Genomic DNA, 25660 nt, shown 5'->3' on the forward strand with positions numbered 1-25660 from the left:
CGAGCAGGGACCGAGTGAGCCGGGTCAGGACCCGCTCGGGGTGGGTGCGGGCGTCGGACCGGGGGTCGATTCCGGTGGTGCTTCCGTCGGGGTGGAAGCACTGTCACCAGTCCCGAATCCGACATCCGAGGTCGCGCTACCATCCGGGTCAGGCGCCTCGCCATCGAGCAGGAACGAAAGGAGATTTCCGAGGAACACCTCATTGTCGGCGTCGTATATCTCGGAACTACTGATGAACGTCGAGTCAGTGACGAACACCATGTTGTCGTTGCGGACGACCGTCGCGTATGTTCCAGTACGCCGCGTCTCCAGCGTCCGGGTACCCTCGGCAGCGGTGAACTTCGTTTCGGCGTCACCGTTCACCACCGCATAGCCGGCGGTGTCGAACGTAATCGTCTCCACACCGTCAGTCAGTTCACCGTCGTCGCTCGGTGACGCGTAGATCGCTTTGAAGTTGTTGTCGTTGGCTGTGTCGTCGACGTTGTACAGCTGTTCGGCACCCATCCGGATACCGTAACGCTTGGTGGCGTTGTTGGCTCCGAACGAGACCGTCGTTGTCGACTGGGTGAAGCCGGTCGAAAGGCGGGTCTGTGTCGGTTCGGCGAGGACGACAACACGGCCGCCGTCGTCCGTGTACTCCTGTAGCGCTTCGCGTTCCGTCGGGGAGTAGCTGCCGAGCGGCTGGACGATGAGTACACCGTCATACTGGCCCAGCGAATCGGCGAACGAATCAGTACCGGCGGTGCCGTACTCAACTGTGTGGCCCGCCTCGAACACCGCCTCGGTAATCGGTTCGAGCTTGGATTCAGACACCTGATTACCGTGGCTCGTATCGACGAGTATTCGCTTGTCACTTCCCTCGGAGTCGACCGATATCTCACCTTCTTCGGGGTCGACAGGCGCATTGACAGCGTCGGGCTGGTACTGTGACGGCGATTGCCCGTCGATAGACTGGCCATCGGGCGGCCCCGATGACCCCGGACTGGCGACTGCGAGAAGGAACGTACCGCCCAGTATCACTACAAGAACGACGATAAACACGGCGAGCGGCTTGACGATACGGCCCTCAGTCATTGCGAATCACCGTTGCGTTGTTATCTTCTGCGGGGATGCCCCAGACGGCGTAGTACTTCACCGGTTCCCGGAAGGTCGTCTCACTGTCGTCGGGATGGACGAGATACGTCACGTTGTTCGCGCCCTGAACAGTTTCAGCGCCGGCAGGGACGATGATGACGTTGAATTCGGCACCGCCACTGCCCTGATACACCACATCGTACCCGTCGCCCTCGATGTCGTCTGAGAGTGCCGCGGCCCGCTCGATAGCCAGTTCAGTGTCGCCGATCCGGTCGGCAAAGCCGTTCTGAGTCGCCTGTGCGCCGAGATACGTGCCCCCGTTGGCGACTTCCTCGCGGGAGACGGTCAGTTGCTCGCCCCGGTGACGCATGACCGTTCCGACGAACGAGCGCTGGAGCACCTCGATGTCCTCGCGGAGGCTGTCTTTGCTTATCTGGGCCTTGTCCGGTCCCGAACGGATGAACGTCTCGCCCTGCTTTTCCACCTGCTCGATAAGACTCAGCGGGGCCTGAACGATGACGCCGATGCTGCCGACGTTCGAACTCGGCTTGACCACGATCTCGTCGGCTGGTGTGATGCCGTAGTACCCACCCGAAGCGGCCGTGCCCTCGACGTAGGCGACGACAGGCATCTCACTGGCAGTCCGGTTCACAGCGAGGTAGAACTCCTCGCTTGAGTCGACCGGGCCGCCGGGGCTGTCGACCCGGAGGACGACTGCCTCGATTGATTCGTTGGTTCGTGCCTCACGGAGGTCCTGCTTGACGGCGTTGACGTTAGCGTCGGTTGTGCCGCCGCGAAGGGTGATGACGGCGACGCTCGGGTCGTCGTCACCACCGCTTGGCACGCCGTTCCAGATGACCGGCGCGAATATCGCGGCGATGACGAGGGCGAGCGTGACTGCGATCACGTATGACGCCGTCATCGCGGAGAAAAGTTGGTCTCTCCCAAACATCTATACATCGCGTTCGGACTGAGAGAGTAATAAACCCCGGTCGGCGCGCCCCGTCGCAGTCTGGCATCCAGGTTGACTGCGACGGCAGCGACTAACGTTATTGGTATCCGGAGCGTGCAGCCGGTATGGAGACCCGAGCGCTGGGCGATACTGGACAGGAGAGCACGGTGCTGACGTTCGGCTCGATCGCACTCAACTGGCTCGAACAGGACGGTGCGAACCAGCTGGTCGAACTCGTGTTGGACCACGGCGTCAACCACTTCGACGTAGCACCGACCTACGGCGACGCGGAGCTAAAGCTGGGGCCGAAGCTCCGACAGTACCGCGACGACATCTTTCTGGGCTGTAAGACCCAAAAACGAGAGTACGAGGGGGCTGCGCGGAAAATCGACCGGTCGCTGGACCGTCTCGGCATCGACACTATCGACCTCTACCAGATCCACGGCTTGGAGTATGAGGACGAACTGGACACGATCACCGCCGACGGCGGCGCACTCGACGCGATACGCGAGGCGAAGGCGGCGGGGAAGATAGACCACATCGGGCTGACGAGCCACGGCAACCCCGGGCTCATCCTCGACGCCATCGACCGCATCGACGACCTGGAGACGGTGATGTTCCCGCTGAACCCCGTCGTTGCTGGCAAGGACGATGACGAGTACGACTACGAGGCCGTGCTGGAACGCTGTGAGGCGGAGGGTATCGGCACGCTGGGTATCAAGGCGTTCGCGAAGGGGTCGTGGCCGTCGACCGACAAACTGGCCGAGGCCGACCGCCCGTACGCGAACTGGTACGAGCCGGTCGACACACCGGAGGCCATCCGCGAGCGGTTCGATTTCGCCGCCGCACAGGGCCTCGATACCGTTGTCAGCCCCGGCGACCCGAAGCTCGTGGCAATGGTGCTCGACGCCGCCGGTCGCTCCGAGGGGATGGACGAGGCGCGCCAGCGCGCACTCATCGAGGAAGCGCGGCATGATGACAGTCCGGTGCCCGAGCAACTGCACCACTGATTGTGACCGGGGACGTTCCGGAGACGGTGACAGCGGCACTCACCGACCAGCAAGTCGAGGGTCGAGTCTGTCTTGAGGCGGGGGCCGGCGTCGGTAATACGACGGCAGGACTGCTGGCCGCGGGCGCGGAGCGGGTGTACGCGGTGACGAACGACGCAGACCACGCCACGACAGTCCGGAACCGCGTCGGCGACGGAAACGCCGACCGACTAGCCGTGGTCGAGGCTGACCTCCGGGCGACGCCGCTTGCCACCGACAGCATCGACTTTGTCACCGCCCACGGACTGTGTAACGTCCTGCCGCCGATTGAACTGGACGCCGTCGCGACCGAACTGACGCGGGTTGCAAGGCCCGACAGCCGCCTCGTCGTCGACGACTACGCGGTGCCGCCCGCCGACGCGGCTGTCAATCGACTGTTCACACTGGAAAACGCCGCCGCCCAAGTGGTCGATGGCCGGCCGGCGCTAACATTCTACCCGCCCGCCGTGCTGGCCGCCGTCTTCGCCGTTGGGGGCTGGACTGTCGAACGACGGAAGACGCTGCTGAACCCGGTCCCGTGGACCGAGGCCCATCTGGATGCCCACGCGGAGGTGGTACGCGAGTACGCCGCGGCGCTTCCGGATTTGCTCGGGGAGCCCCTGACTGCGATGGCTGAAGAGTTGATCGCAGGTATCGGCTCCGAGCGAACCGGGACGATGTACAGTCTCGCGTTCCGGCTGGCAGATGTGTGAGTCGTGTGGGTGTCTCACGAGGCGAGTCCGAACAGCGCACGCAACCACACAGACAGATACAGGTTTTCCCAGCAGCCGAACGGCTAAGGACGCGCCGGCCTACGTGCCGGTATGTCACTCGATAGATTGGCAGCGTTCGACGCCGAACCGGCAGCGGGCGAAGTTATCGACGGAGAACTGGCAGTAACCGACGACGTGCTGGTGAAGGCATTCGCGCTGGGGCCGGATGCGACAGTTGACCCCCACGAGCACGACGGCGCGACAAACGTGTTCCACGTGGTCCAGGGCGAAGTGACGGTCCAGCAGGACGACACCGAGGAAACCATCGCCGCGCCGGGCGTCGTCCTGAACGAGCGCGGGCAGGCCCACGGCGCGCACAACCACACCGACGAGGTGGCTGTTCTGACTGCGAGTCTCTGTCCGCTGCCGGGACAGTAGGCGTGTGACCGTCGACGGGACGGTGCCGGCCAACCGTTTCCGCACCACGTTTATTGGTATCGCACAGCACGCATCTGATATGGCAGAACCACTGCCGACCAACGGGCTCCGCAGTACAGTCGACAGCGGTGGCGTCGCGCTTGGTGTCCTCGACAACGCCTACAGCCCGACGCTGGTCGAGTTTTACGGCGACCTCGGCGTCGACTTCGTTTGGCTCGACTTCGAGCACGGGGGGCCGGACCCGTGGGACGCGGCGACCGTCGAGAATCTCCTACGGGCGGCTGACGGCACCGGGACGGAGCTACTGGTCCGCCTGCCAGACACGTCCCCAACGTTAGTGCGGAAGGCGCTGGATCTGGGTGTCAAGAACGTCTTCCTGCCGCGGGTCGAAACTGCCGACGAGGTGCGCGAAGCGGTCAAGTCGGGGCGGTTCCGGTACGACGGCGACCCCGGCGACCGAGGGCTCGCCGCGCCCCGAGCGCGCCGCTGGGGGCTCGGCGAAAACTACGTCGAAGCCTCGGACACGGAGACACTGGTCGGGACTACAATCGAGACGAAGGAAGCGGTCGAGAACATCGATGCGATTCTGGACGTACCCGACCTCGGCTTCGTATTCATTGGGCCGTTCGACCTGTCGGTGTCGCTGGGCCACCCCGGCGAAATCGACCATCCCGAGGTACAGGACGCGGTGGAGACGGTCCGCTCGGTGGCGGTGGAAGCAGACGTCACCGTCGGCGGCCTCGGCTTCGGGATGGACGACGTGAACGAGAAAGCCGAGTCGGGATACCAGATACTGAACGTCGGAAGTACGACTGGCGCGATAGAGAGCGTCGTTCGCGGGTGGCTAGAAGATTTCGAGGGTCAGCGGGGCTAAACGAAAAGCAGGTTCGTGACGGTTCAGGCGCTCGCGCCGGATTCGGTACCGCTCGTCGCGTCGACGGCGCTGTCGTCGAGTTCCGACTCGGCTTCCAGCAGTTCGCGGTAGCGCTCGCGGATGGTCACGGTGCTGATGTCAGTAGCCTCGCTGACGGTCTCTTGGGTCATCTCTTCGCCGAGTAGCAGGCCGGCGGCGTAGATAGCCGCGGCGGCGAGGCCGACTGGGCTTTTGCCGCTGTGGACGTTTGCTTCCTTCCCCGCTTCGATGAGGGCGCGGGCCTGGCGTTCGAGATCGTCGTCTGCGTCAAGCTTGGAGACGAACTTACTGAGGTAGGTTGCGGGGTCCGGCGGGCCGACCTGCAGGGAGAGTTCGCGGTTGAGATAGCGGTACGCGCGGGTGAACTCCATCTCGTCGACACGGCTGACGACGGCCATGTCGTCGAGGGTCTGGGGAAGGTTCGCCTGCCTGACGGCGGCGTACAGCGCGGCGGTCGCCATCCCTTCGATGGAGCGGCCGGGTAGCATCCCCTCGTCGAGCGCGCGGCGGTAGATAACGCTGGCTGTCTCACGGGCGCTTTCAGGGACACCGAGGGCACTCCCCATCCGGTCGATCTCGCCAAGGGCCTGCTTGAGGTTGCGCTCGGCGTGGTCGCGGGTGCGGAATCGCTCGTCCCAGGTGCGCAGGCGCTGCATCTTCTCGCGCTGGCGCGTCGACAGGGAGTTGCCGTATGCGTCCTTGTCCTGCCAACCGATATTGGTCGAAAGGCCCTTGTCGTGTTTCATCTCTGTCGTCGGCGCACCGACCCGGCGCTTGTTGTCACGCTCTTGACTGTCGAAGGCGCGCCACTCCGGCCCGTGGTCGATCTCGTCCTCGTCAACAACGAGGCCACACGACTCGCAGACGGTCTCGCCACGACTGTCATCGGTAATGAGGCTCCCGCCACAGTCCGGGCAGGCGTGGCCAGCGCTCGCCTCGGACTCGGCCTGTTCGTCCGCACTCTCATCGCGTTCGTCGGGGGAATAGATGCTGCGTGTCGTCATAGTGTGCCTCTGCGAGCGCGTAGGACGCCCGCGGTCGTACCCAATTATAGGGGTTCATCCCCCATGACGCCTTGTTTGGCATATGCCGAACTTCGGAGAAATGGTAGCTATATGTCACATTTGGCGCACCACGACGCACGACTCCACTCCTGCTGTCACCCCGTTCTGAGCTTCGACGCGGCGGTATACAGGTAGTACAGTTCGGCCCGATTCCGATGCCAGATACGATATCGTCGACTACACGCCCGAGCGACCGATACGGAGGCGTCCACCCTCTGCGACGTCTTCGTCGGCCTGGACCGGCCCCATCGACCGCGTGACGAACGACCGGACGATCCACGCTTCGGCCCGCTGGAGGCGGTACTGGAGCGTCGACCGCGACACGTCGAGCGTCTCTGCGAGGTCAGTGAGCGAGGTGTCCCGGGGCGTCCGGTAGTAGCCGTGTTCGACAGCGGCCTCAACGGCAGCCTGCTGTTCCGGCGGAAGCTCTGCCAGCGTCACGGCCTCATCAACCCAGTACGAGGGTGAACTGAGCTGACGGAACTCGACGGTGAGCCCCTCCCGGAGTTCGGATTTCATCTCATCGAACAGGCCGTCGACCCCGGCGTCGCTACAGAGGAGGAGCCGCCACTCACACCGACTCCCACGGCGCTCAGTCTCGACGAGAACGCCACGGCCGACGTGGTCGATAGCCAGTCGTGGAATCGAGTGACAGTCGCCGGCTTCCGACCGGTAGCTGTACACCGTCCGAGCGCCTGGGTCCGAGCCGATGACCTCGTACGTCCAGTCCGTCTTGCAGTTACGGGTCCCGATACACTCGGTGCACTGGACGGGATCGTCGTACACGTCATCCAGTTGTTCAAGGGCAGTCTCCGGGCCGGCGACGCGTTCGAGCCGCCACATCCCGTCTCGTGTGACGTTGCACGCGATCGTCCGGGAGTGTGTCTCCGGGTAGTCGATGAACACGTCCATGACGGGGTCGACGTTCCGCTCGTAGTCGATAGTGAAGATGAACTCTCGCATATACACCCCGTTGCGTGTCGAGTGGCTTATACGCATTGTCTCGTTCGGCGTATGCCAAACCAGCCGTCATTATCCAAGGGCGCTTTCGAAAGGATATGTCGTGTTCTGTCTCTCCATCTACTGGCGACGCGTCCGGCAGTGCGGCCACTGGCGACACACCGGATGACTCGTCGTCGCGCATTCGCGGATATGAACTACCGACGCACAACTGGCGACACACCGTCGTCTACGGGGTGGTGTTCTGGGCAGTCGTGGCCGCTGCGTGGCTCGCTGTTCCGGCTGGCCACCCGTTCCAGCTGGGCGTCACGCTGTCCGGACTGTTCGCGGCCCCGCTGTTACCGGTCGCGCTCTGGTGTGATTACTGCCAGGCCAGAGGGTTCGGCACCTGTGACCCCGGCGTCCGGGCGTACCTCTCGAACCTCGTTCGGGATATCAAGACGGCAGGGACCGGCCAGAGCGCTCTCGGCGACCAGCGTCGGGAGTTCCTCAGATGCTGAGTTGAGGTAACGCCACTCGCCGACAGCCGTTTCGACGGTGTTAGCGGGCAAACCCGGCCGTATATTTATAGCCAGTCCGTCTCCGGATCGATACGGTTCGGTGGCGTCTCGTCGGCCAGTACGGCCCTGACGTTCGCCGCAACGGCGGCGTTCAGGTCGTCGCGGGCCTCCTCGGAGTACCACGCCGCATGCGGTGTGACAATACAGTTGTCTAGGCCGACCAGCGGGTGGTCAGCCGTCGGCGGTTCCTCGGCCAGTACGTCGAGACCGGCGGCCCCAATCGTTCCGTCCTCCAGCGCCGTCCGGAGCGCCGCTTCGTCAATGAGGCCGCCACGGCCGGTGTTGACCAGAATCGCCTGCTCACGCATCGCCGCGAGGGCATCGGCGTCTATCATCTCCGCCGTCTCCCCGGTCAGCGGCGCGTGGAGGGAGACGTAGTCGGCCCGATCGTACAGCGTCTCTAGCGTGACCTTCTCGACATCGGCGTCGGCCATCTCCTCGGCGTCGACGTAGGGATCGTACGCAATCACATCGAGGTCAAAGCCCCGCATCTGGTCGCGCACTCGCCGTGCGATGGGGCCGAAGGAGACGAGACCCAGCGTCTGGCCGCGGACGCGATGTACCGGGCGGGTCCGCTCCCAGCCCCAGCCACCGTCGCGAACGTCGCGGTCGTAGGCCGTGAGCGTCCGAATACAGTCGAGCAGTAGCGTCACCGTGTGGGTAGCGACCTCGTCGGTACAGTACTCAGGGACGTTCGTGACGGTCACGCCGTTGTCTGCCGCCGCGGACACGTCGATGTTGTCGATACCGACGCCCGCTCTCGCGACGATTTTGAGGTCGTCCAGCGCGTCGAGTACCGCGGCAGTGACCGGCGTGTTCACGTCCACGACGAGGCCCAATGCCCCGGCGGCAGCATTCCGAATCGCGTCCTCGTCGTCTGTCTCCGCGACGACGACATCAGCGTCGAGTTCCGCTCGCAGTCGATCGACATCTATCATCGGGTCATCGCTTGCGACCACACGTTCCATACACTGAGTCATGGACTGGGACGCTAAAACGGGTCGAAGTCGTTCCCATCGAATAGGAATTCGAGGTCCATGATAGATAGAATATAACAGGTGAATGTGTTGTTCGTTCGAGCCACGCGTGTCGAGCGCTGTGATTTAAGCCGCTCGACCGCCAATCCAGCGGTATGCAAATCGAGCTGCGGTTTTTCGCCAACTTCCGGGAAGCCGTCGGACAGAAAACGGTTCACCGCGAGTACGAAACGGACCTGCAGGCGGGCGACGTGCTCCAACAGCTCTCCGAAGAGTTCACCGAGATGGACCTATTTGAGGACGGGGAACTGCGAGAGTACCTGACGATTCTTCGGAACGGAAGGGACATCGCCCATCTTGACGGACTTGAGACCGCACTGGAAGATGGGGACGAACTCAGCGTGTTCCCGCCAGTTGCTGGGGGGTGATTCTTGTGACAGTCAGTTGCCCGAATCAGCAACAGAAGATGAACGGGTACAGCAACCCGATGCGGTCGCCGGCTTCCAGTTCCGTGTCCAGTCCGTCAAGATGTTCGTTGAACTCGCCGTTGACCGCCACTCGCGCGTAGCACCTGGTCTGTTCACCTTCGGGGTTTTTCGCCCAGTCACCCGGCAGTTCCGCCATCTCCGGGGCCCAGCCCTCGGTGGTGGCATCGTCTTCGGTTTCCGCGATGAGCATATCGCTCACGTCGTACTCTTGGAAGAACGCATCAAGGAAGTCACGCAGCGTGTCTCCTTCGAACGTGTATGACAGCGACGGTTCGCCGACGACCCGGCGAACGTGGCCGGTGCACCTGACCTCGACAGTCGTCAGGTCCGGTGCCGACGACTGTCGCTCTACTGTCTCACTGCTCATGCGTGCACTACACCCCGCTACCACAAATCAGTAGAGACGAACATGTTCGCCATCGCTGGGGTTTATTGGCCGCGAACCATGTGTGGCGGTATGGACAGTATCGAACTGGGGATTCCGTCCGGGATTGTCGAGTCGCTGCCGCCGGACAGCGAGGACACGAAACGCGACATGGAACAGGCTGTGGGTGGCTGGGAGCGAGAACTCAACGCCGCCCTCAATTCCGAGGAGCCGGCCAGTGCCGTCGTTGACCACATCGAGCAGTTCGAGAGTCGGTGGGAGGCCTACGATGAGTACGTCGTCGAACTCCGGGCCTGGGGCCAGTCACCCATCTACGCGATGGCCTGGCGCGACCTCCACGCCGCCGTCATCGCTCAGATTTACGACCACGCAGACCTAGACGAGCGCATCAACCGCGAGCGCAACGCCCGCATCGTCGACGACGGTATTCGGCCGGGGTAGACCGTCATGTCCGGCAGAGAGACACCTCGGGATAGCGCGGGTGTGGCGAACGGACGCCGGACCGGCGATAGGTTTAGACGACCGCACCCGTAACGACCACACAATGGAGCGTGAACGGAGTTTTCGCGGCATCTCGGTTCGAGCCGCTATCGGGTATCTGGAGAACCTCGGCGGCGAGCAACGCGACGAGGCGACTGTCAAAGGCGACGGGTGGGCGGCGACACTTTCAGAGGAGAAAGTCGCCATCGGCCCGAGTCTCCAGCTCAACGAGGTGACTATCGAGTTCAACGGCGACCCCGAGACGCTGGAGCCGCTTATCGAGAAGTTCGCACAGAAGGCGATGCGAGCGGGCGGCTGACCGGGACGCGATGGCTGATTCATCGTACCCAATTGAGGGACAGATCGTCCTGTTGGCCGGCACGCGAGCCAGCGTCCCGCTCGACAAATTGCCCGACCTACTCGGACAGGTTCAGACGTATCTTCAGGAGAACCGGGAGACCTACGACAGGGAATACGAACGCATCAGCGGCCCCAGAGAGGCCGATTACGTCTGTGCGGAGTCAGGCCACTGGCACAGTATCGGCACAGAGCTCGGACTGAGCGACCGCGAACAGGACGCGGTTCGGCGGGCCCACGCCGCCCAGTTCGAGCGCGACGGGCGGCGGCTGGACAGAAGCGAGGAGTTCGAGACGACGCTGGAAATCAGGGCCGTGCTGGCGGTCAGCTCCGACCCATAAGACGTGCTGGCGGTCAGTTCCGCACTGTAATCGTCTCCAGCACGCGCTGGGAGAACGCCGTCTCCGAGAGGTCGCCGTTTTCGAGCTCGTCGATCCACTCGCTGTCGACCGACCACTCGCCGAGTTCGGTGTCCTCGAGGTCCGTTACCGTCGCCTCGATGTCGACCCCAGACCAGTCATCGGCATGCAGGTCCCGGAAGACGTTGACGACGCGGCCGATCTCTCGGTGAGGAATGACAGCCGCCTCGTCGGCCGAAATCGACTCGTACGTGAGCCGGTACGTATCGCCCTCGTCGGCGAAGTCGGTAACGTACACGCCGTGGCTGGTCAGTCGGGACTCTACCTGGAATTCGAAGTCGTCGATATCTTCCTTGCGCATTAGAGAAGTGAAATGTGTTCGGCGGCCGGGGCTGTCTCAGTCGTCGCTCGGTGCCGCTGCGCCGCCGGAGCTGACGCCGGTTCCGGGGCCGATGTCGATTCCCAGTTCATCGAGTTTCTCATCGGGAACGACGCCGTTCTCCCAGTCACGCACCTCGTAGTACTCGTCTTTCATCTTCGAGAGCTCCGCGAGTTCGCCCTCGGAACCGCCCTGGGCCGGCATCGCGTGCTCGTCGCCCTCTACGAACCGGTTTGGCAGGTCGTCGTCGGACCCGTCGAAGCCCGCGAGGTTGTTGTAGTATCGTTCAAGATTGTAGACGCGCTCGCCGGCCTCCATCAGTTCCTCCTCGCTCACGTCCAGCCCGGTCATGCCGTTGTACTGCAGGACGTACTCCTCAATCCCCTCTGCGAAGGCGTTGAACTTGCAGATGTCGAAGGAGTCGCTGATAGCGTGGAGGTCCTGGAAGGTGGCACACAGCTCGCCTTTGCCCTCCCACTCTCGCGGGTCAACCTTCTCCGGGATACCGAGAATTTCGGCTGCCGGCGTGTAGCCGCGCAGGTGACACGCCCCGCGGTTTGAGGTCGCGTACCCGATTGCCATCCCCTTCATACAGCGTGGGTCGTAGGCGGCCATCGTCTGCCCTTTGACCGCGAGGGAGTTGGTGTGGGCGTCGAACTCCTCGGCAAGGTGGTCCGGCCCCTCGGCGAGATGGTCCGCGAGTTCCGTCTCGCGGTGGGCGATCATCTCGATCATGTCGATCATCGTGTCGGCGTCGCCCCAGTCCAGGCCGTCGTCGAGTTCGTCTAGTTTCCCCTCCTCGGTCATCTCCATCGTCATTGCCATGGTGTTGCCAACATCGATGGTGTCGACGCCGACGTCGTTACACCGGTCGAGCATCACCGCAATCTTGTCGCGTTCGACGTGGCCGGAGTTCGGACCGAGCGCCCACGCGGACTCGTACTCGTAGGATTCGGTGCGGACGTTCATCTCCTCGCCCTTGTGCATCGCCTGCACCTCGACCTCCTTCTTGCAGGCGACCGGACAGGAGTGACAGGTCGGCTCGTCGACCAGGATGTTCTCCCGGACGTTTTCGCCCGAGACGTTCTCTGAGTCGATGATGCGCTCGCCATCGCCCTCCGCGTCCGAGTACGCTCGCGTCGACGAGTACTTCCCGTTTTTCGTCGGGAGACCGTCCATCTCCTCGGTGGGATTCATCAGGACGTTGGTCCCATACATCGAGAGGCCGCCCTCGTTGGGCGCGGTCACGTCGGACTCCTGGATGACCTGCATCGCCTGTTTGTGGCCCTCTTGGAACGTCTCCTGATCCTTCGGCTTGGGCATCCGCGTGCTGGACTTGACGACGACGGCTTTGACGTTCTTGTTGCCCATCACACAGCCGGTGCCACCGCGACCCGACGCGCGGTCGTCCTCGTTGACGATACAGGCGTATTTGACCTCGTTCTCACCACCTTGGCCGATGGCCATCACCGAAAGGTTCTTGCCCAGCGAGCCGCCCTCGATCTCTTCTTCGAGGTCATCGATGGTGTCGTGGACGCCCTGCCCCCAGAGGTGGGATGCGTCGCGCAGTTCCACCTCGCCGTCTTCGACGAGTGCATACACCGGCTCGTCGGCCTGCCCTTCGAACAGCAGTCCGTCGAAACCCGACCACTTCAGTCGCGCCCCGGACCAGCCGCCGTGGTGGGAATCAGTGACGGTCCCCGTCAGCGGCGACTTCGTACAGATGGCGATACGGCCGCTCATCGTCACCTGTGTTCCCGTCAGCGGCCCGTTCATGAACGCTAGCAGGTTCTCCGGCCCAAGCGGATCAACGTCCGGCCCCTGGTCGAAGACGTATTTCACGCCGAGCCCGCGTGCGCCGATATACTTCTTTGCGTCTTCCTCGTCGATACCTTCGTAGGCTACGTCACCGTCCCCAAGGTCGATTCGTGCCACGTGGTCCTGAAAGCCACCAAGGTCTGTCATGGTAATACGTGACTCTCCGGCCGCGAACAAGTTAACGGTTTGTGTTGCTAAAATACAGATATCTGACGGTTTCAGCGATCACTGGGTCTTCGTGACCGGGTCGCATCCACAAGTCTGGTCCGAACCGTTTAAGAGTCCGAACGGCAAATTCCGTGGTAACTCGCTGGACGACGGGCACCAGCGGGCACCTGCGTGTGCAGGTCGGGATGTGAGTCGCGCCGCGCGACTTGAACCACGCAACGCCCGTGGTGAATACATATGGCACGAAGCGCATATTCGTACATTCGAGATGCCTGGAAGAACCCAGGCGACGGACAGCTCGCAGAACTACAGTGGCAGCGCCAGCAGGAATGGCGCAACGAAGGGGCCGTCGAGCGCATCGAGCGCCCGACCCGCCTCGACAAGGCCCGCTCGCAGGGCTACAAGGCAAAACAGGGCGTTATTGTCGCTCGCGTCTCCGTCCGGAAGGGCAGCGCACGCAAGCGCCGACACAAGGCCGGTCGCCGATCCAAGCGACAGGGAGTTACGCGCATCACCCGCCGGAAGGACATCCAGCGCGTCGCCGAGGAACGCGCCTCCCGCACCTTCCCGAACCTGCGCGTGCTCAACAGCTACTCCGTCGGTCAGGACGGCCGACAGAAGTGGCACGAAATCATTCTCATCGACCCGAACCACCCGGCCATCCAAAATGACGACGACCTGTCGTGGATCTGTGCCAACGACCAGGCTGACCGCGTCTTCCGCGGTCTGACCGGTGCTGGCCGCCGCAACCGCGGCCTCAGCGGTAAGGGCAAGGGCAGCGAGAAGACCCGCCCGTCGCTGCGCAGCAACCGCGGCAAGGGCAAGTAACGCCGACGTAGCAGTTCTATCCGATATTTTTGCAGCTGAGAGTTTCTTCCGAAGAGTGATGGATCCGGCAGGACTGGACAGCCCAGCCACAGACCGAGAAAAGAAACAGCGCTATCCGTGTCACCAACTCTTTCCTGTCGGAGCAGAACACTCTTGTCACAGCAGTATCACCCGGACGTATGGATGCGGCGCGACTCCACCACCTCTCGTTACTGCTTATCGGCATCTCGCTGGGTGTTAATGGGTACGTCACGACCAGAGCCAACGATGTCAGCGTTATCGGCGGAGCGGCCGCAGCAGCCGGTGGAGCGCTCCTGGCTGTCGTGAGCGTCTACAGCCTCGTGACCGGCGCAGAGTCGGACGTGGAAACACGGGTCGCGATGGTCAGCGCGTTCGGCGCGGTACTCGCGGTTTCCGGAACGCTACTCGTGCTTTTCCCGTGACTTCGGCGAAGTCGTTGGGAGGCTACACCCAGACACCCTGTTCGCGGTCCATGATACTGACAACGACAACATGGGGCAGCGTGACGACGGCGATGAACACCAGATACAGCGCGACCCACTCCGGAACGGACTCCGGTGGGTTTGGAATGAGAAAGTATAGCCCGCCGAGCAGGGCAAGCGAAGCAGTCGTCAGCGGCGCGGCGTCGCGGGCGAACCGCGCCAGGGCGGCTGTCGGGTCGCGGTTCTGGAGCGCGGCAGTGGCATCGTCGTCGACCAGCAGCAGGCGGGCGATGTGGCGCAACGAGTGCCACAGACAGAAGTACACGCCGATGGCGAGCACCGGCGGAACGAGGGCGAAGTAGGCAAGCAGCCCCAGCGTCTCGCCGGCGTCAAGCAGCCACGGCCGGCTGGCGTCGGCGCGGGCGAACCCGACAGCCAGCGTCGCCACGACAAGCGCGCCGTATGCGAGGGCGAGCGCGGTTCGCACGTCGGTCCGGAACGCCCAGCCGATAGCGGCCACGGCGTCGGGGGCGAACAGCGAGACGAGGTCTGTTGCGACGCGGCGGTACCACTCCGGGAACGCGAGCAACGGGACCAGCATCGGCAGGCCACCGCGGACCAGCACGGTTCCGATTCGCTGCGGGAGTGACCGGAGGTGGTCGGCGTCGGCCAGCGCGCGTAGCGCGTACAGGTCACCCTGCCCCCAGTGGAACCACGTCACCGCGATGAACAGGACGAAGGCCGCCGCGGGCGCGAGGAACCAGGTGACGGCATAAGCCCCGCCAACGACGCCGTAGAGCGCGAACACGCGGGCGATAGCCCGCCAGTCCGGGCGCTCGCCACGAGTGCGTGCGACCGCGAGGTGGTCGACCGCGCCGTGGGGCAGGCCGAGCAGGACGGCACTGATAACCAGTGGGGCGTACTGAAGCACAGGTGGTACCGAGATGCCAGCGAGGAACGGCGCGACAACGGCGAGGCTGGCGATCCAGCCGGGAGCCAGTGCGACCCGGTAGCGAACCGACGGTTCGACGGCACTTCGGTAGCTCAGTTCCATCTGTCGATGAGCCAGACGTAGAGTACGACCCCTTGCACGACGAACAACGTCGTCAGGAAGAAAAACACCGCTTCCTCAATCGGCAGGTCAAGCAGAGGAACCGTGTAGCCGGTCGTGTACTGTTTCGAAATCGTCCAGACGCCGAGTCGGATGGCGATGCTGTCGATGCCACAGAGATAGGTCATTGGGACCAGTGTCGCGACGCTCACTGTCCGCCACTCGCCGACGAGGAAATGCCACCCGAACAGCCACTGAATGGCGAGAATCGGCCCGCTCCAGACCAGCAGGGACCCGAGATATAATCCCGAGTCGGAGCGCAAGAGTGCAAGGCCGGACAGAACGACAACGAGCGCAGCGGCGAACCCGACGAGTCGCGTCCGTGTCGGCGTCGCCAGCGGGCGCTCCGTGTCTACCCGAAACCGGGCCACCCACAGCCCGACCATCGCCGTTTGCAGGATGAAAAAGAGGTACTCGCCGAGGGGTATCGACCAGAACCGCGCCAGCACGGTGCCGTCGCCGTACCACCAGACACCGCGCCGGATGAGCGCGCCGTCCCACGGCGTCGTGTAGACGAGGGCCAGACCGGTGAGGATAGCTGTTCCTGTGAGTACGTCTTGACGGCTTCCGAGGCGGTAGGTAGCCGTCAACACCAGTCCGGCCACGACCGGGACCACCAAGAGAGCATGGAACTGGAGATACGTGAGCGTAGACAGCATTAGTTCAGAGACGACAGGCGGTCGAAAACGATACCCGGCGCGTGGCTATCATCCACGCCACGTGGGCTGCCCGTGGCTGTGAGTATCTGTCGGCGTCTCGCCAGGGCCACGCTCGGAGACAGCACTCACGGTGTAGAAGGTCGCTTCGGGGTCGCCGTTACGCCGCCAGTGCCACCACGTGCGGGCGAGGAGCCACAGCCGGCGACGACGGGTGAGGTCCGGCGTCTCCGTCAGCACGTCGTACCCACGGTCACGGATGAGCCGGTGGTGGTCAGCGTACAGCACCGCAGCCAGCAACACGCCGAACTGGCAGTCCTCCGGTAGGTATCGGATGCCAGCGACACCCTCACGATACAGTTCGTCGGTCCGGGCCAGTTCTTCCTGCATCACGGCGCGGAAGGCGTCGTCAACCTCGGCGTCGGCGAGTTGCTCCTCGGTAACGCCGTGGCGCTCAAGCGTCTCCTGTGGGAGATACACCCGGCCGTAGTCGTGAATATCCTCGCGGACATCCCGCAGGAAGTTCGAAAGCTGGAACGCTTCGGCCAGCGCCGTCGCGTGGGGCAGGGCCTCCTCCTTCTGTGGCGGGTCCATCACCTCAGTCATCATGTGGCCGACGGCGACAGCGGAGCCGCCCATGTATTCACGGAGATCCTCGAACGTCTCGTAGCGGGCCTGTGCGATGTCCATCTCCATCGCGTCGATGAAGACATTAATCGTCTCCTCGGAGATATCGTGACGATCGGCCAGGTCCTGAAACGCCGCCATGACCGCCTCATGGTCGGTCTCATCCGGGTCGATGTTCCCGAGTGCGGCCTCGCGAATCACCTCCAGTTGCTCGTGCTGGACGGTTGGCGGCGGCCCGTCCGTCTGGTCGACGACCTCGTCCGCGACCCGGAAAAACGCGTACATGACGTACGTCGGGTGGCGGATACGCTCCGGAAGCAGACGCGTCGCAAGGTGGAACGTCCGTCCGGTTTCCTGCTGTATCGATTTGCTAGTCTGGATGTTATCGGAATGCATTGAAAGCTATCGGGCGGTCATTCGGTGTGCGGTGCGTTGCGCGCTTGTCTGTCGGCTGTTCGTAATAGTCCGGTCGGTCCGTGAGTGCGCCGCTATCACGGGGGTCTGTGTCCCGTCGGTTCGCCGGTGACAAACAGGACACTGGTTCGGTATCACTACATGTATATACGGTTGTTATCGGTATAAGCAGACTACCAAACTGCTTCGGGAATCGCGGCAGGAGTCCGACGCTGGCAAGGGGGTTCAGAATCACAGGTTACCAGTTTTCGAACACTTCTTCCAGCAACTTTCGCTCACCAGCACGGAGGTGCTGGTGGAACGTCGACGGGCAGATGTCCATCGACTCGGCCAGTTGCTCGCCGGAGACATCGCGTGGCCAGTCGAAGAAGCCGCCGAGGAACCCTTTCCGGAGCGCCGTTAGCTGGCGGTTGGTCAATCGCTCTTCGACGTTTGCGATGAATGCCTGCCGAGAAACAGGTGGTTCGTCCCGCTCTCGCACTGAAAGCAATTCCGTCTCCGGATACTGGTTTCGGACCTGTTCGACCACGCTTCGGGTCTCCATCGACGCTGGGAGTGTGACGGTGACGGTCGCTTGTCGCGGTTCGACAAGAATGTCGCCCGTCTGGGCCCCACGGTCGGCGACAACCGAGACGACCGGCGGGTCCGAGACGATAAACTCGAACAGCGCCGACGAGTCCGCCGTCGAGACGTGTGAAACGCCCGATACCTGCGGGTGGTCAGCGGCGACAGCACAGACCGCCGAGGGGTCGTCCGTCTCAACGAGGAAGAACATCACCGTCTCCTCACCGTCGGGGACGCTCCCACCATACTCCATCGAGCAGCCGAGTTCGCTTGCCACGTCAATATAAAAAACGTCTGGGTCGGTGACCTGCAGTTCGAGTTCAGTGACGTTGTCAGCGGTCAGCAGCCGGCTGGTTTCGCGAGCATCGATAGCCGCCGCGGTCGCCCGGCCGATGGTTCCCAGCACGGCCTGTTCTCGTGGGTCGAACACGTCGTCGCTGTCGGCGTAGACGGTGAGCACGCCGTACAGCGACTCACCGGAGACGAGCGGCACGGCCGCGACCGATGCCACGTCGGAGTCAGCAAGCCGACTGTGTTGCTCGTCGATGCCGCCAGTCACGACCTGCATCTCCTCGGTACGAGCCGCCGCTGCGACCGGGTCGTCGGCGTCAAGCGGGATGGATAGCGAGGTCGGACGGTCAGCTGATAGGGCCGTCGATGACAGCGTCTCGTCGCGCAAGTCGAGTTCGGATACCCAGGCGAACTGGTAGGAGTCGACTGTGGCCAGCCGGTCACAGACGGTCTGCTCGATGGCCTCCCGCGAGTCGACGGTCAGCACGTCACCCATCACTGCCTTCAGCAGGCCGTCGACCCGGTCGACGAGCTGTTTGAGGTTCTGGCGTTCGGCCTTGAGCTCTTCGCTCCGCCGTTCGGCCGCCAGTTCGGCGAGTTTCCGCTGGGTGATATCGATGTGTGCCACAACCGCGCTCCCGGCCTCGTCGTCCGGCAGCGGCGCGACCCGCATCAGAAACCACTGTTTCTCCTCCGGAGAGTGACACGGGTACTCCATCGTGAACAGGTCTTGCTCACCGTCGATGACCGACTCGATGCCGCCGACTGCCTGTCCGGCGTATTCATCGGCGTCGACATCAGTCGTCGTGAAGTAGTTCGTCCCCTCCATCTCCCCGTCCTCGTCGCCCGCGAACTCCCGCCAAGCGCGGTTGGTGAACAGGATCGTCCCCTCGTCGTCGAGGACAGCGATATTGATGGGGAGCGTGTCCAACGTCGAGTGAGCGAGTGTCTCTGGTGGCTTCATTCAGTGTCCCTGGCTCCGAATAGCCGATACCCATTGTAGTGGCGGCGGGTGAATAAACGTGTGGCCCGAAAACGGGGGACTGTTGCCTGTGCGAAAAGTTCTAAACGATATCGCCCGCAACGCGTAGGTATGTTCGGGTCCCGGAATTCCCGGGGGGAGTCAGTCACTTGCATCGCGTGTGGTGAGTCTATCTCACGGTCCGAGGCCCGCGAGTACGACAAACACGGCGACCGGTGGGACCGCCGAAACAAGACGTTCGAACACCTCTGTAAGGCCTGTTTTGCCGAGCTATGCCAGCAACCGCGGGACGGACTCGAAACGACGCTTGACGCCGCCGGAGCCGGCGAGGCCGACCAGGAGACATTCCTGAAACGGTTCCGGGAACTCTCTGAGGGCGACGCTCGCAGGGACTGAGACGCGGGAGTCACGGCCCAGTCCCACCCCGACAGCCCTAACTACGCCCTGTTCGTACCGGGTGACATGACTACAGAGGACGCGCAGGCGGCCGCCGGGACCGCCGAGGGGCAAGGCCCCGTCGAGATCGACCCGGAGATGGCGCGACATCTGGAGAACAAGCGCGAGGAACTGTTCGAGAAGTTCGGCATCCCCGACGAGTTCCCGCCCGAGGTACTGGAGGAGGCCAAAGAGCGCACGCAGGGCGTTCAGGCCGAAATCGAGGACGAGGTCGACAAGCGGCAGGACCTCCGGGAGATGACCACCTGGACAACTGACCCTATCGACGCGCAGGACTTCGATGACGCCATCTCCATCGAGGAGCGCGAGGACGAGATCGTCCTCTGGGTCCACATTGCCGACGTGACCCACTACGTCAACCCCGACACGAAGATGTGGGAGCAGGCCGTCGAGCGGGGGAATACCGTTTATCTCCCGGCCTACACCGTCCACATGCTGCCGCCCGTCCTCGCCGAGACCGTCTGTTCGCTCGTGCCCAACGAGGACCGCCTAGCCCACACCGTCGAGATGCACCTCGACAAGGAGAACCTCGGCTACGAGGATATCAACATCTACAAGTCCGTCATCCGCTCGGACGCTCGACTGACCTACACCGAGGCCGAGCGCCTGCTGGACGAGCCGGAGACCGCGGAGGACGTGCTGGAAGACCAGAGCGTCGACCTCGCGGAGAAGACCGAGCGCGTCTGGGAACTGGCTGACGCGATGCACGAACAGCGCAAGGAGGAGGGCTCGCTCGTCCTCAACCCCGCCCGGGACCGCGCCCACACCATCATCGAGGAGTGCATGCTGAAGGCGAACAAAGCCGTCACGCACGAACTCATGTGGGACCGCGGGGTCGAGGCGATGTACCGCGTCCACCCACAGCCGAGCCCCGACGAGTGGGACGAAGCGCTGGTCGAGATTCAGGAACTCGACGGGGTCTCCATCCCCGGCGACGCCTGGGACGACCCGCGGAAGGCCGTCAATGCCACGCTCGAACAGGCTCCCGGTCGCCAGCTCGACAAGATCCAGTGGGCCGTGATGAAGGTGATGCCCCGCGCGAAGTACATGAACGACCCCTTCGGCGGCCACCACGCCCTGAACTTCGAGATCTACGGCCACTTCACCTCGCCGATTCGCCGGCTCTCGGACCTCATCAACCACTGGATCGTCTACACCAACGACGTGCCCGAAGACCTGATCGCGCTGTGTGACCGCGCCAGCGACCGCCAGAAGGACGCCGAGCAGTGCGAGCGCGAGTACAAGAATTTCCTACAGGAGGTCGGGCTCGATCCGTCGGCAGTCAACAACCGCGGTATCGAGGTCGTCGAAAATCCTGATGACGAAAACGACACGGACGCTGATGCTGATGCCGCCAACGCAGCGGTCGAGGAGTAGCGTCGACAGGCTCGGGTAGCGGACTCGGCGACAGGAAGACCTTTTGACAGTCAGTCCGGCAGTGGTCGTATGTGCCCTCCAGCACCCGCAATCGTCACCGAGGGGTTGACGAAGCGCTACAGCGGCGTCTCGGCAATAGAATCCCTCGACCTGACGGTTCCTCGCGGGAGTGTTTTCGGTTTTCTCGGCCCCAACGGTGCGGGCAAGACCTCGACGATTCGCATCCTGACGACGTTGACGAACCCGACGAGCGGCACCGCACGGGTGGCGGGCGAGTCGGTCGCCGACCGCGCCGCAGTGGTCGAACACATCGGCTTCCTGCCCGAAGAGCCCCCGCTGTACGACGAACTCACCGGCCGCGAACAGCTGGAGTACGTCGCTGGCTTGCGCGGGCACGAGGATTGGGACCGCGTGGAGTCGCTGCTCGACCGGTTCGACCTCGACGCGGACGCCGACCGGCGTGTCGAGACGTACTCGAAGGGGATGAAACAGAAGCTCGGCCTCGTTCAGGCGCTGTTGCACGACCCCGACGTTCTCTTTCTGGACGAACCGACTTCGGGACTTGACCCGCGGGCTGCTCGGACAGTTCGTGATACCATCAACGAAGTCGCGGCCGCTGACACAACGGTCTTCCTCTCGACACACATCCTGCCCGTCGTCGAGGAGCTAGCGGACACCGTCGGCGTCCTGTACGACGGCGACCTCGTCGCTGAGGGGTCACCAGCGGAACTGACTGACGGCGTCGAGTCCGGGAGCACGCTCGAAGACGTGTTCCTCGACGTGACCAGCGAGCACCCGGGTGAGCGATGAGGCGGCCGAACGGACGACGGATGCGACTGATCGCACGGACGGAACTGCGCCGTACCTGGCGCAAGCTCATGGGCACGGCGCGCGGGACGCTCATGTTGCTTGGCGGGGGGCTGGGCATCACCGCATACAGTCTCGCTATCGGCGCTGGGGCGTTCTTTTTCGGTGGCGTTCTCGCCGACAGCGACCCCCACACGGTCAGACTCGCGACGACGGCGGGCATCGTCGGACTGCTCGGACTCGTCGGCTTTTTCACACTCCAGCATACGGTGAAATCGGCCGGCGAACCGGACGCTGCCGACGGCCTGCTGACGACGGTCCCCTACGAGGACGCGGCGGCCGGGCTGCTCGCCGCTGAGGTTGGTCGAGTATTGCTCGCGCTCACCATCCCGATTCTGGCGCTAGTGGGCGGGCTTGCAGTCGGTGATGCCGGGGTACTTGTCGCTGTCGTGGCCCTCATCGGGTCGGTCACGGTTGCCCTGCTGGGAACGATCCTCGGCTTTGCTCTGGGGCTAGTGACGAAACTGGTCGCGAACCGCTCGGCCTTCATTGCGCGGCATCGCGCGAGCGTCGGGGCTGCCGTCTCGCTCGTCCTACCGCTTGGCTGGGTCGCGATGACGACCGTCCCGACGGTACAGTTTCGCGTGCTCCAACTGGCGACCCAGTCCCCGCTCTCGTGGCCCGCCGACGTAGTCCTGCTCGTGCTGGGGGCCGGCGGCGATCTGGTCGCTGCCACCATCGCCACAACGGGGATTCTCGGCGCGCTTCCGGTCGGCGCGGTTGCGTGTCTGTGGCTAGCTGCGCGGGCCTGGTATGTCGATCCGGTCCAGCCTGACTACGAGTTCGACGCAGACAAGCAGACACTCTCGGACCGTCTGCTGAGAGGACGAGTCTCGACGGCGACCCGCGTGGTCGCCCAGAAGTCGTGGCTCCGTGCCAAGCGAGCACCCATTTCCGTGCAGTTCGCGATCATGCCGTTTTTCTTCCTGGTGTATCATCTCCAGATCGTCATTCTGGAGCGAGTGGTCCCGCCAACGCTCCCCCTCAGCGCTGGCCTCGCCAGCGCGGCGGCGTTCGGGGCCGCGTTCTCGCTCAATCCGCTCGGCGGCGAGGAAGGAGTGCTGCCGTTGACGCTGACCGCTAACGTTTCCGGCCGAGCGTTCGTCACCGGGCTCGTTCTCGCGGGCGCACTCCCCGGTGTCGTGATGACGACGCTACTGGTCGTCGGTCTCGGTGTCGCCGCCGGAACGCCACCGGTCACGCTCGCTGCCGGACTCACAATCGCACTGGCCGCAACCCTCGCCGCACCGGCTATCGCCGTCGGAGCCGGCGTCGTGTTCCCGAAGTTCGAGTCGTCGTCAGTGCAGGGCCGCGAAGTAGTGGTTCCGAGTGGCTGGGCGTTCGGGCTGTACTTCCTCGTTCTCGGTGTGGCCGTCGCGCCGGGGAGCCTGACGTACCTGCTCGCCGTCCGTGACCTGTTCTCGCTACCGTTCGACAAAATGTGGTTCCTCGGCGGGGGTCTGGTGGTGAGCACTGGGATCGCCACCGCTGGCGCTGTCGCCGGGTTCCTCTATGCCGCCAATCGCGTCGCGACGTATCGGCTGGATTAACAGATCGGCTTGGGGTCCAGTCCCATCGCCTCCAGCGTTTCCGCGTAGTCGTCGTACGCCGAATCGATGGCTTCGGTCGCGGCCGCCGCTGCCGTCTCACGCTCGGATTCCGAGAGGTGTCCGAGGGCGGTCTCCCCGTCATCAAGTGCCGACGCCTCCCGTCGAATCTCGCGGAACATATCGGCCCGCTGTTCATCCGCCTCGTTGATGAAGAAGCTCACCACCTGCAGGTAGAACCGGTCGGCGACCAGTGGCGCGGCGACGAGGCCTGCCCCGACGCGCCGTGCAGTCCCGCTGACGGTTTCGAGGTGGTCGATGAATCCATCTGGGCCACCGGCGTCTGCGTCGATGCGGTTCGCCCGCTCGGTCGCGGCCTCGGTGGCTGCCTCGAACTGCGCCGCCACGTCGCTGTCTGTCTCGGCGGCCCACTGGCCGAGGATATCTGCAAGCCCTGCCTCACGGATTGTCGCTGCTGTGAGCACCGCCTCCGTCTCCAGTGTTGCATCTGTTGCTGCGATAAGCACCTTGTCCGAGCCCAGTCTGTCTCGCTCCGTCTCGGTCTGGTCACGGACGGCGTCGATAGTGGCTCCAGCGTCCATACGTCCGCTGGGCGCGGCGGGGGCTTCAAATCTCCGCCCGATTTATCCGCCGGGGAGCGCTACAGTCGATATGGCCGAGGACTACCCTGACCCGCCGACGGACCCGCCGTCACTATCGGCAGCGACGTTGCAGGCGAAGCTGGACGCCGGTGAATCAGTCCGGCTGCTCGACGTCCGTGACCGCGACGAGTACGAGCAGTGGCGGATTCGCGGCGAGGCGGTGACGGCGACACAGCTTCCCTTTATGAAGTTCCTTCAGGCGAAGGTGACCGGCGAGGTGGACGACGTTGTCGGCAAGGTGGCCGGCACCGGACCGATAACGGTCGTCTGTGGCCGCGGCGAAGCCAGCGCCTTCGTCGCCGGCTTACTGACTGAACACGGCGTTGAGGCGCAGAACCTCAGCGACGGCATGGAGGGGTGGGCGCGGCTCTACGAAGCTCGCGAGATTCCGTGTGACGCCGCAACTGTCCTCCAGTACCGTCGCCCGTCGTCGGGCTGTCTCGGTTACATGATCGTCAGCGATGGCTCGGCTGCCGTCATCGACCCGCTCCGGGCCTTTACCGACCGGTACGTCGCCGACGCTGCCGACCGCGATGCCTCGCTCACCTACGCTATCGACACGCACGTCCACGCCGACCACGTGAGTGGCGTTCGCCGCCTCGCCGAAGAAACCGGTGCTGAGCCGATCCTTTCCGAGCGGGCGGTCGCCCGCGGTGTCGAGGACGTGACTGCACTGGCCGACAACGAAACGCTACGTGTCGGCTCGGCTACGCTGGAGCCTTGTCCCCTACCCGGCCATACGACTGGCATGACTGGCTTCATTATCGGCGACGTGCTTCTGGCCGGCGACAGCGTCTTCCTCGATAGCGTCGCCCGGCCAGACCTCGAAGCCGGGACCGACGGCGCTCGTGACCTCGCCCACGACCTCCATCGCACGCTGACCGACCGACTCGCGGCGCTATCCGACGAGACACTCGTCGCCCCGGGCCACTACAGCGAGTCGACGGTGCCGGCTAACGACGGCACGTTCACAGCCTCGCTGGGCACGCTCCGAGACCGGGTCTCAGGGTTCACAATGGACCGCGAGGCGTTTGTCGAGTACGTCTGTGACGGTATCTCGCCGCGCCCCGCCAACTTCAAGCGGGTTATCGCCGTCAACCTCGGAACGGAGACGGCCGACGACAACACCGCGTTCGAACTCGAACTCGGCCCGAACAACTGCGCGGCTGCGCCGACGGACACAGTGTGACACCGACACGAGAGAGTCGCAGTTACAGCGGGAGCAGCTTGCGAATCTGGTCGAAAATCGATTCGTCCTCGTCCGGCAGTGACTCACCCACCACGCCCTCTCCTGGCAAAATCACAGTCCGTTCCCCGTTGTCCTCGACCTCAATGAGGCCGTCCGCCTTGAGAGACGCAAGTGCATCCTCAATGCGGTCGATATTCTCTTCCGTCCGCGACCGTAGCTCGAAGACAGTCATCCCCTCATCGCGGCGGTCAGCGAGCGCATCGAGCACCGCAACCTCAGTGTCGTCCCGGTCGCGATACTCCGGCTTCGCTCTCATATCTTCCTCTAAAACCGGCTGGGTCTAATCTTTGTCCCTCGGAATTGTGATATGCGTGCTCTGTGCGGCGAGCCGGGAACTGTCATAACAGACCAGAGACCGTGTTGCTTTGCTCAATTGCCACGGGCTCTGCGGTCGCTTCTTCGTTTCTGCCGGTGTCAGTGGGGCCTATCGTCTGACTGTCTTAGCGTCGTTTCGCGCGAGCGCAGCAACAAAC

The 25660-nt window shown here is 63.7% G+C and carries 30 protein-coding genes; 16 read left to right on the top strand and 14 right to left on the bottom strand.

The features are described 5' to 3' along the window. Positions 1 to 24: 24 nt before the first annotated feature. Both RBH20_RS12090 and RBH20_RS12095 read right to left on the bottom strand, forming a co-directional pair. Positions 25 to 1074 (bottom strand): DUF4350 domain-containing protein, encoded by a 1050-nt coding sequence (locus RBH20_RS12090; RefSeq protein ID WP_306708888.1) that lies wholly within the window; start codon positions 1072 to 1074, stop codon positions 25 to 27. Continuing rightward, positions 1067 to 2026, bottom strand: coding sequence for a S49 family peptidase (locus RBH20_RS12095; RefSeq protein WP_306708890.1), 960 nt, complete (start codon positions 2024 to 2026; stop codon positions 1067 to 1069). The genes RBH20_RS12090 and RBH20_RS12095 overlap by 8 nt, the downstream gene beginning before the upstream one ends. A 125-nt stretch (positions 2027 to 2151) precedes the next feature. Between RBH20_RS12095 and RBH20_RS12100 the strand changes: the two genes are divergently transcribed. The 4 genes from RBH20_RS12100 to RBH20_RS12115 all read left to right on the top strand — a co-directional run bounded on the left by RBH20_RS12100 (position 2152) and on the right by RBH20_RS12115 (position 5079). Continuing rightward, positions 2152 to 3036 (top strand): aldo/keto reductase, encoded by an 885-nt coding sequence (locus RBH20_RS12100; RefSeq protein ID WP_306708892.1) that lies wholly within the window; start codon positions 2152 to 2154, stop codon positions 3034 to 3036. Then, entirely contained in the window at positions 3036 to 3767 is a 732-nt protein-coding gene (locus tag RBH20_RS12105) for a class I SAM-dependent methyltransferase (RefSeq protein ID WP_373567965.1), read from the top strand. Before RBH20_RS12100 ends, RBH20_RS12105 begins: the two co-directional genes overlap by 1 nt. A 111-nt stretch (positions 3768 to 3878) precedes the next feature. Then, complete coding sequence (locus tag RBH20_RS12110; protein WP_306708894.1) at positions 3879 to 4205, top strand: cupin domain-containing protein; 327 nt, start codon at positions 3879 to 3881, stop codon at positions 4203 to 4205. A gap of 79 nt (positions 4206 to 4284) precedes the next feature. Further along, complete coding sequence (locus RBH20_RS12115) at positions 4285 to 5079, top strand: HpcH/HpaI aldolase/citrate lyase family protein (RefSeq protein ID WP_306708896.1); 795 nt, start codon at positions 4285 to 4287, stop codon at positions 5077 to 5079. Between the two features lie 23 nt (positions 5080 to 5102). On the opposite strand, the gene RBH20_RS12120 is transcribed toward RBH20_RS12115, so the two are convergent. Together RBH20_RS12120 and RBH20_RS12125 are read right to left on the bottom strand one after the other, a co-directional pair. Then, positions 5103 to 6122, bottom strand: a complete 1020-nt coding sequence (locus RBH20_RS12120) for a transcription initiation factor IIB family protein (RefSeq protein ID WP_306708898.1) — start codon at positions 6120 to 6122, stop codon at positions 5103 to 5105. Positions 6123 to 6359: 237 nt separating this feature from the next. Continuing rightward, positions 6360 to 7145, bottom strand: coding sequence for a helix-turn-helix domain-containing protein (locus RBH20_RS12125; RefSeq protein WP_306708900.1), 786 nt, complete (start codon positions 7143 to 7145; stop codon positions 6360 to 6362). A 95-nt stretch (positions 7146 to 7240) separates the two neighbouring features. On the opposite strand from RBH20_RS12125, the gene RBH20_RS12130 reads away from it, so the two are divergent. Then, positions 7241 to 7642 carry a hypothetical protein gene (locus RBH20_RS12130; protein WP_306708902.1) on the top strand — a complete coding sequence of 134 codons (402 nt, stop codon included), beginning with the start codon at positions 7241 to 7243 and terminating at the stop codon, positions 7640 to 7642. Positions 7643 to 7707: 65 nt separating this feature from the next. On the opposite strand, the gene RBH20_RS12135 is transcribed toward RBH20_RS12130, so the two are convergent. Continuing rightward, positions 7708 to 8670 (bottom strand): C-terminal binding protein, encoded by a 963-nt coding sequence (locus RBH20_RS12135; RefSeq protein ID WP_306708904.1) that lies wholly within the window; start codon positions 8668 to 8670, stop codon positions 7708 to 7710. Positions 8671 to 8834: 164 nt separating this feature from the next. Here RBH20_RS12135 and RBH20_RS12140 point away from each other — a divergent pair, with 164 nt between their 5' ends. Next, on the top strand, positions 8835 to 9107 hold the full coding sequence (locus RBH20_RS12140; RefSeq protein WP_306708906.1) for a ubiquitin-like small modifier protein 1: 273 nt from the start codon (positions 8835 to 8837) through the stop codon (positions 9105 to 9107). 25 nt (positions 9108 to 9132) lie between these two features. Here the strand turns inward: RBH20_RS12140 and RBH20_RS12145 are convergent, their stop codons facing one another. Beyond that, positions 9133 to 9534: a MoaD/ThiS family protein gene (locus RBH20_RS12145; protein WP_306708909.1), complete on the bottom strand. Its 402-nt coding sequence runs from the start codon at positions 9532 to 9534 to the stop codon at positions 9133 to 9135. A 90-nt stretch (positions 9535 to 9624) separates the two neighbouring features. Here RBH20_RS12145 and RBH20_RS12150 point away from each other — a divergent pair, with 90 nt between their 5' ends. The 3 genes from RBH20_RS12150 (at position 9625) to RBH20_RS12160 (ending at position 10730) form a co-directional block, all read left to right on the top strand. Continuing rightward, on the top strand, positions 9625 to 9993 hold the full coding sequence (locus RBH20_RS12150) for a hypothetical protein (protein WP_306708911.1): 369 nt from the start codon (positions 9625 to 9627) through the stop codon (positions 9991 to 9993). Between the two features lie 103 nt (positions 9994 to 10096). After that, the gene (locus RBH20_RS12155) at positions 10097 to 10351 is read left to right on the top strand and encodes a hypothetical protein (protein WP_306708913.1); all 255 of its coding nucleotides are present in this window, start codon (positions 10097 to 10099) and stop codon (positions 10349 to 10351) included. Between the two features lie 10 nt (positions 10352 to 10361). Further along, positions 10362 to 10730: a hypothetical protein gene (locus RBH20_RS12160; protein ID WP_306708915.1), complete on the top strand. Its 369-nt coding sequence runs from the start codon at positions 10362 to 10364 to the stop codon at positions 10728 to 10730. A 13-nt stretch (positions 10731 to 10743) separates the two neighbouring features. On the opposite strand, the gene RBH20_RS12165 is transcribed toward RBH20_RS12160, so the two are convergent. Beyond that, positions 10744 to 11109 (bottom strand): hypothetical protein, encoded by a 366-nt coding sequence (locus tag RBH20_RS12165; RefSeq protein WP_306708917.1) that lies wholly within the window; start codon positions 11107 to 11109, stop codon positions 10744 to 10746. A gap of 36 nt (positions 11110 to 11145) precedes the next feature. Further along, the gene (locus RBH20_RS12170; protein WP_306708919.1) at positions 11146 to 13092 is read right to left on the bottom strand and encodes an aldehyde ferredoxin oxidoreductase family protein; all 1947 of its coding nucleotides are present in this window, start codon (positions 13090 to 13092) and stop codon (positions 11146 to 11148) included. A gap of 258 nt (positions 13093 to 13350) precedes the next feature. Between RBH20_RS12170 and RBH20_RS12175 the strand changes: the two genes are divergently transcribed. Both RBH20_RS12175 and RBH20_RS12180 read left to right on the top strand, forming a co-directional pair. Continuing rightward, complete coding sequence (locus RBH20_RS12175) at positions 13351 to 13941, top strand: 50S ribosomal protein L15e (RefSeq protein ID WP_058994351.1); 591 nt, start codon at positions 13351 to 13353, stop codon at positions 13939 to 13941. A 179-nt stretch (positions 13942 to 14120) separates the two neighbouring features. Next, positions 14121 to 14384: a hypothetical protein gene (locus tag RBH20_RS12180; RefSeq protein ID WP_306708923.1), complete on the top strand. Its 264-nt coding sequence runs from the start codon at positions 14121 to 14123 to the stop codon at positions 14382 to 14384. Positions 14385 to 14406: 22 nt separating this feature from the next. Here RBH20_RS12180 and RBH20_RS12185 read toward each other — a convergent pair whose 3' ends face one another. From RBH20_RS12185 to RBH20_RS12200, 4 genes are all read right to left on the bottom strand, one after another. Then, a complete protein-coding gene (locus RBH20_RS12185; RefSeq protein ID WP_306710452.1) occupies positions 14407 to 15432 on the bottom strand; it encodes a Brp/Blh family beta-carotene 15,15'-dioxygenase in 1026 nt (341 codons plus the stop codon). Next, the gene (locus RBH20_RS12190) at positions 15429 to 16154 is read right to left on the bottom strand and encodes a lycopene cyclase domain-containing protein (protein ID WP_306708925.1); all 726 of its coding nucleotides are present in this window, start codon (positions 16152 to 16154) and stop codon (positions 15429 to 15431) included. Before RBH20_RS12190 ends, RBH20_RS12185 begins: the two co-directional genes overlap by 4 nt. Positions 16155 to 16202: 48 nt before the next feature. Continuing rightward, positions 16203 to 17174 (bottom strand): phytoene/squalene synthase family protein, encoded by a 972-nt coding sequence (locus RBH20_RS12195; RefSeq protein WP_306708928.1) that lies wholly within the window; start codon positions 17172 to 17174, stop codon positions 16203 to 16205. Between the two features lie 256 nt (positions 17175 to 17430). Further along, the gene (locus tag RBH20_RS12200; protein WP_306708930.1) at positions 17431 to 19011 is read right to left on the bottom strand and encodes a bacterio-opsin activator domain-containing protein; all 1581 of its coding nucleotides are present in this window, start codon (positions 19009 to 19011) and stop codon (positions 17431 to 17433) included. Positions 19012 to 19140: 129 nt separating this feature from the next. Here RBH20_RS12200 and RBH20_RS12205 point away from each other — a divergent pair, with 129 nt between their 5' ends. The 4 genes from RBH20_RS12205 (at position 19141) to RBH20_RS12220 (ending at position 23279) form a co-directional block, all read left to right on the top strand. Then, the gene (locus tag RBH20_RS12205) at positions 19141 to 19425 is read left to right on the top strand and encodes a hypothetical protein (protein ID WP_306708932.1); all 285 of its coding nucleotides are present in this window, start codon (positions 19141 to 19143) and stop codon (positions 19423 to 19425) included. A 66-nt stretch (positions 19426 to 19491) separates the two neighbouring features. Then, complete coding sequence (locus RBH20_RS12210) at positions 19492 to 20862, top strand: ribonuclease R family protein (protein ID WP_306708934.1); 1371 nt, start codon at positions 19492 to 19494, stop codon at positions 20860 to 20862. A gap of 69 nt (positions 20863 to 20931) precedes the next feature. Further along, complete coding sequence (locus RBH20_RS12215) at positions 20932 to 21672, top strand: ABC transporter ATP-binding protein (protein ID WP_306708936.1); 741 nt, start codon at positions 20932 to 20934, stop codon at positions 21670 to 21672. 20 nt (positions 21673 to 21692) lie between these two features. Next, positions 21693 to 23279: a hypothetical protein gene (locus RBH20_RS12220; RefSeq protein ID WP_306708938.1), complete on the top strand. Its 1587-nt coding sequence runs from the start codon at positions 21693 to 21695 to the stop codon at positions 23277 to 23279. On the opposite strand, the gene RBH20_RS12225 is transcribed toward RBH20_RS12220, so the two are convergent. Then, on the bottom strand, positions 23276 to 23878 hold the full coding sequence (locus tag RBH20_RS12225; protein WP_306708941.1) for a transcription antitermination protein: 603 nt from the start codon (positions 23876 to 23878) through the stop codon (positions 23276 to 23278). The genes RBH20_RS12220 and RBH20_RS12225 overlap by 4 nt on opposite strands. A gap of 70 nt (positions 23879 to 23948) precedes the next feature. Between RBH20_RS12225 and RBH20_RS12230 the strand changes: the two genes are divergently transcribed. Next, complete coding sequence (locus RBH20_RS12230; protein WP_306708943.1) at positions 23949 to 25127, top strand: MBL fold metallo-hydrolase; 1179 nt, start codon at positions 23949 to 23951, stop codon at positions 25125 to 25127. A 22-nt stretch (positions 25128 to 25149) separates the two neighbouring features. Here RBH20_RS12230 and RBH20_RS12235 read toward each other — a convergent pair whose 3' ends face one another. After that, positions 25150 to 25443 (bottom strand): DUF6432 family protein, encoded by a 294-nt coding sequence (locus RBH20_RS12235; protein ID WP_306708945.1) that lies wholly within the window; start codon positions 25441 to 25443, stop codon positions 25150 to 25152. Positions 25444 to 25660 lie beyond the last annotated feature (217 nt).

The organism is Haloarcula sp. H-GB4 (assembly GCF_030848575.1).
GTDB lineage: Archaea > Halobacteriota > Halobacteria > Halobacteriales > Haloarculaceae > Haloarcula.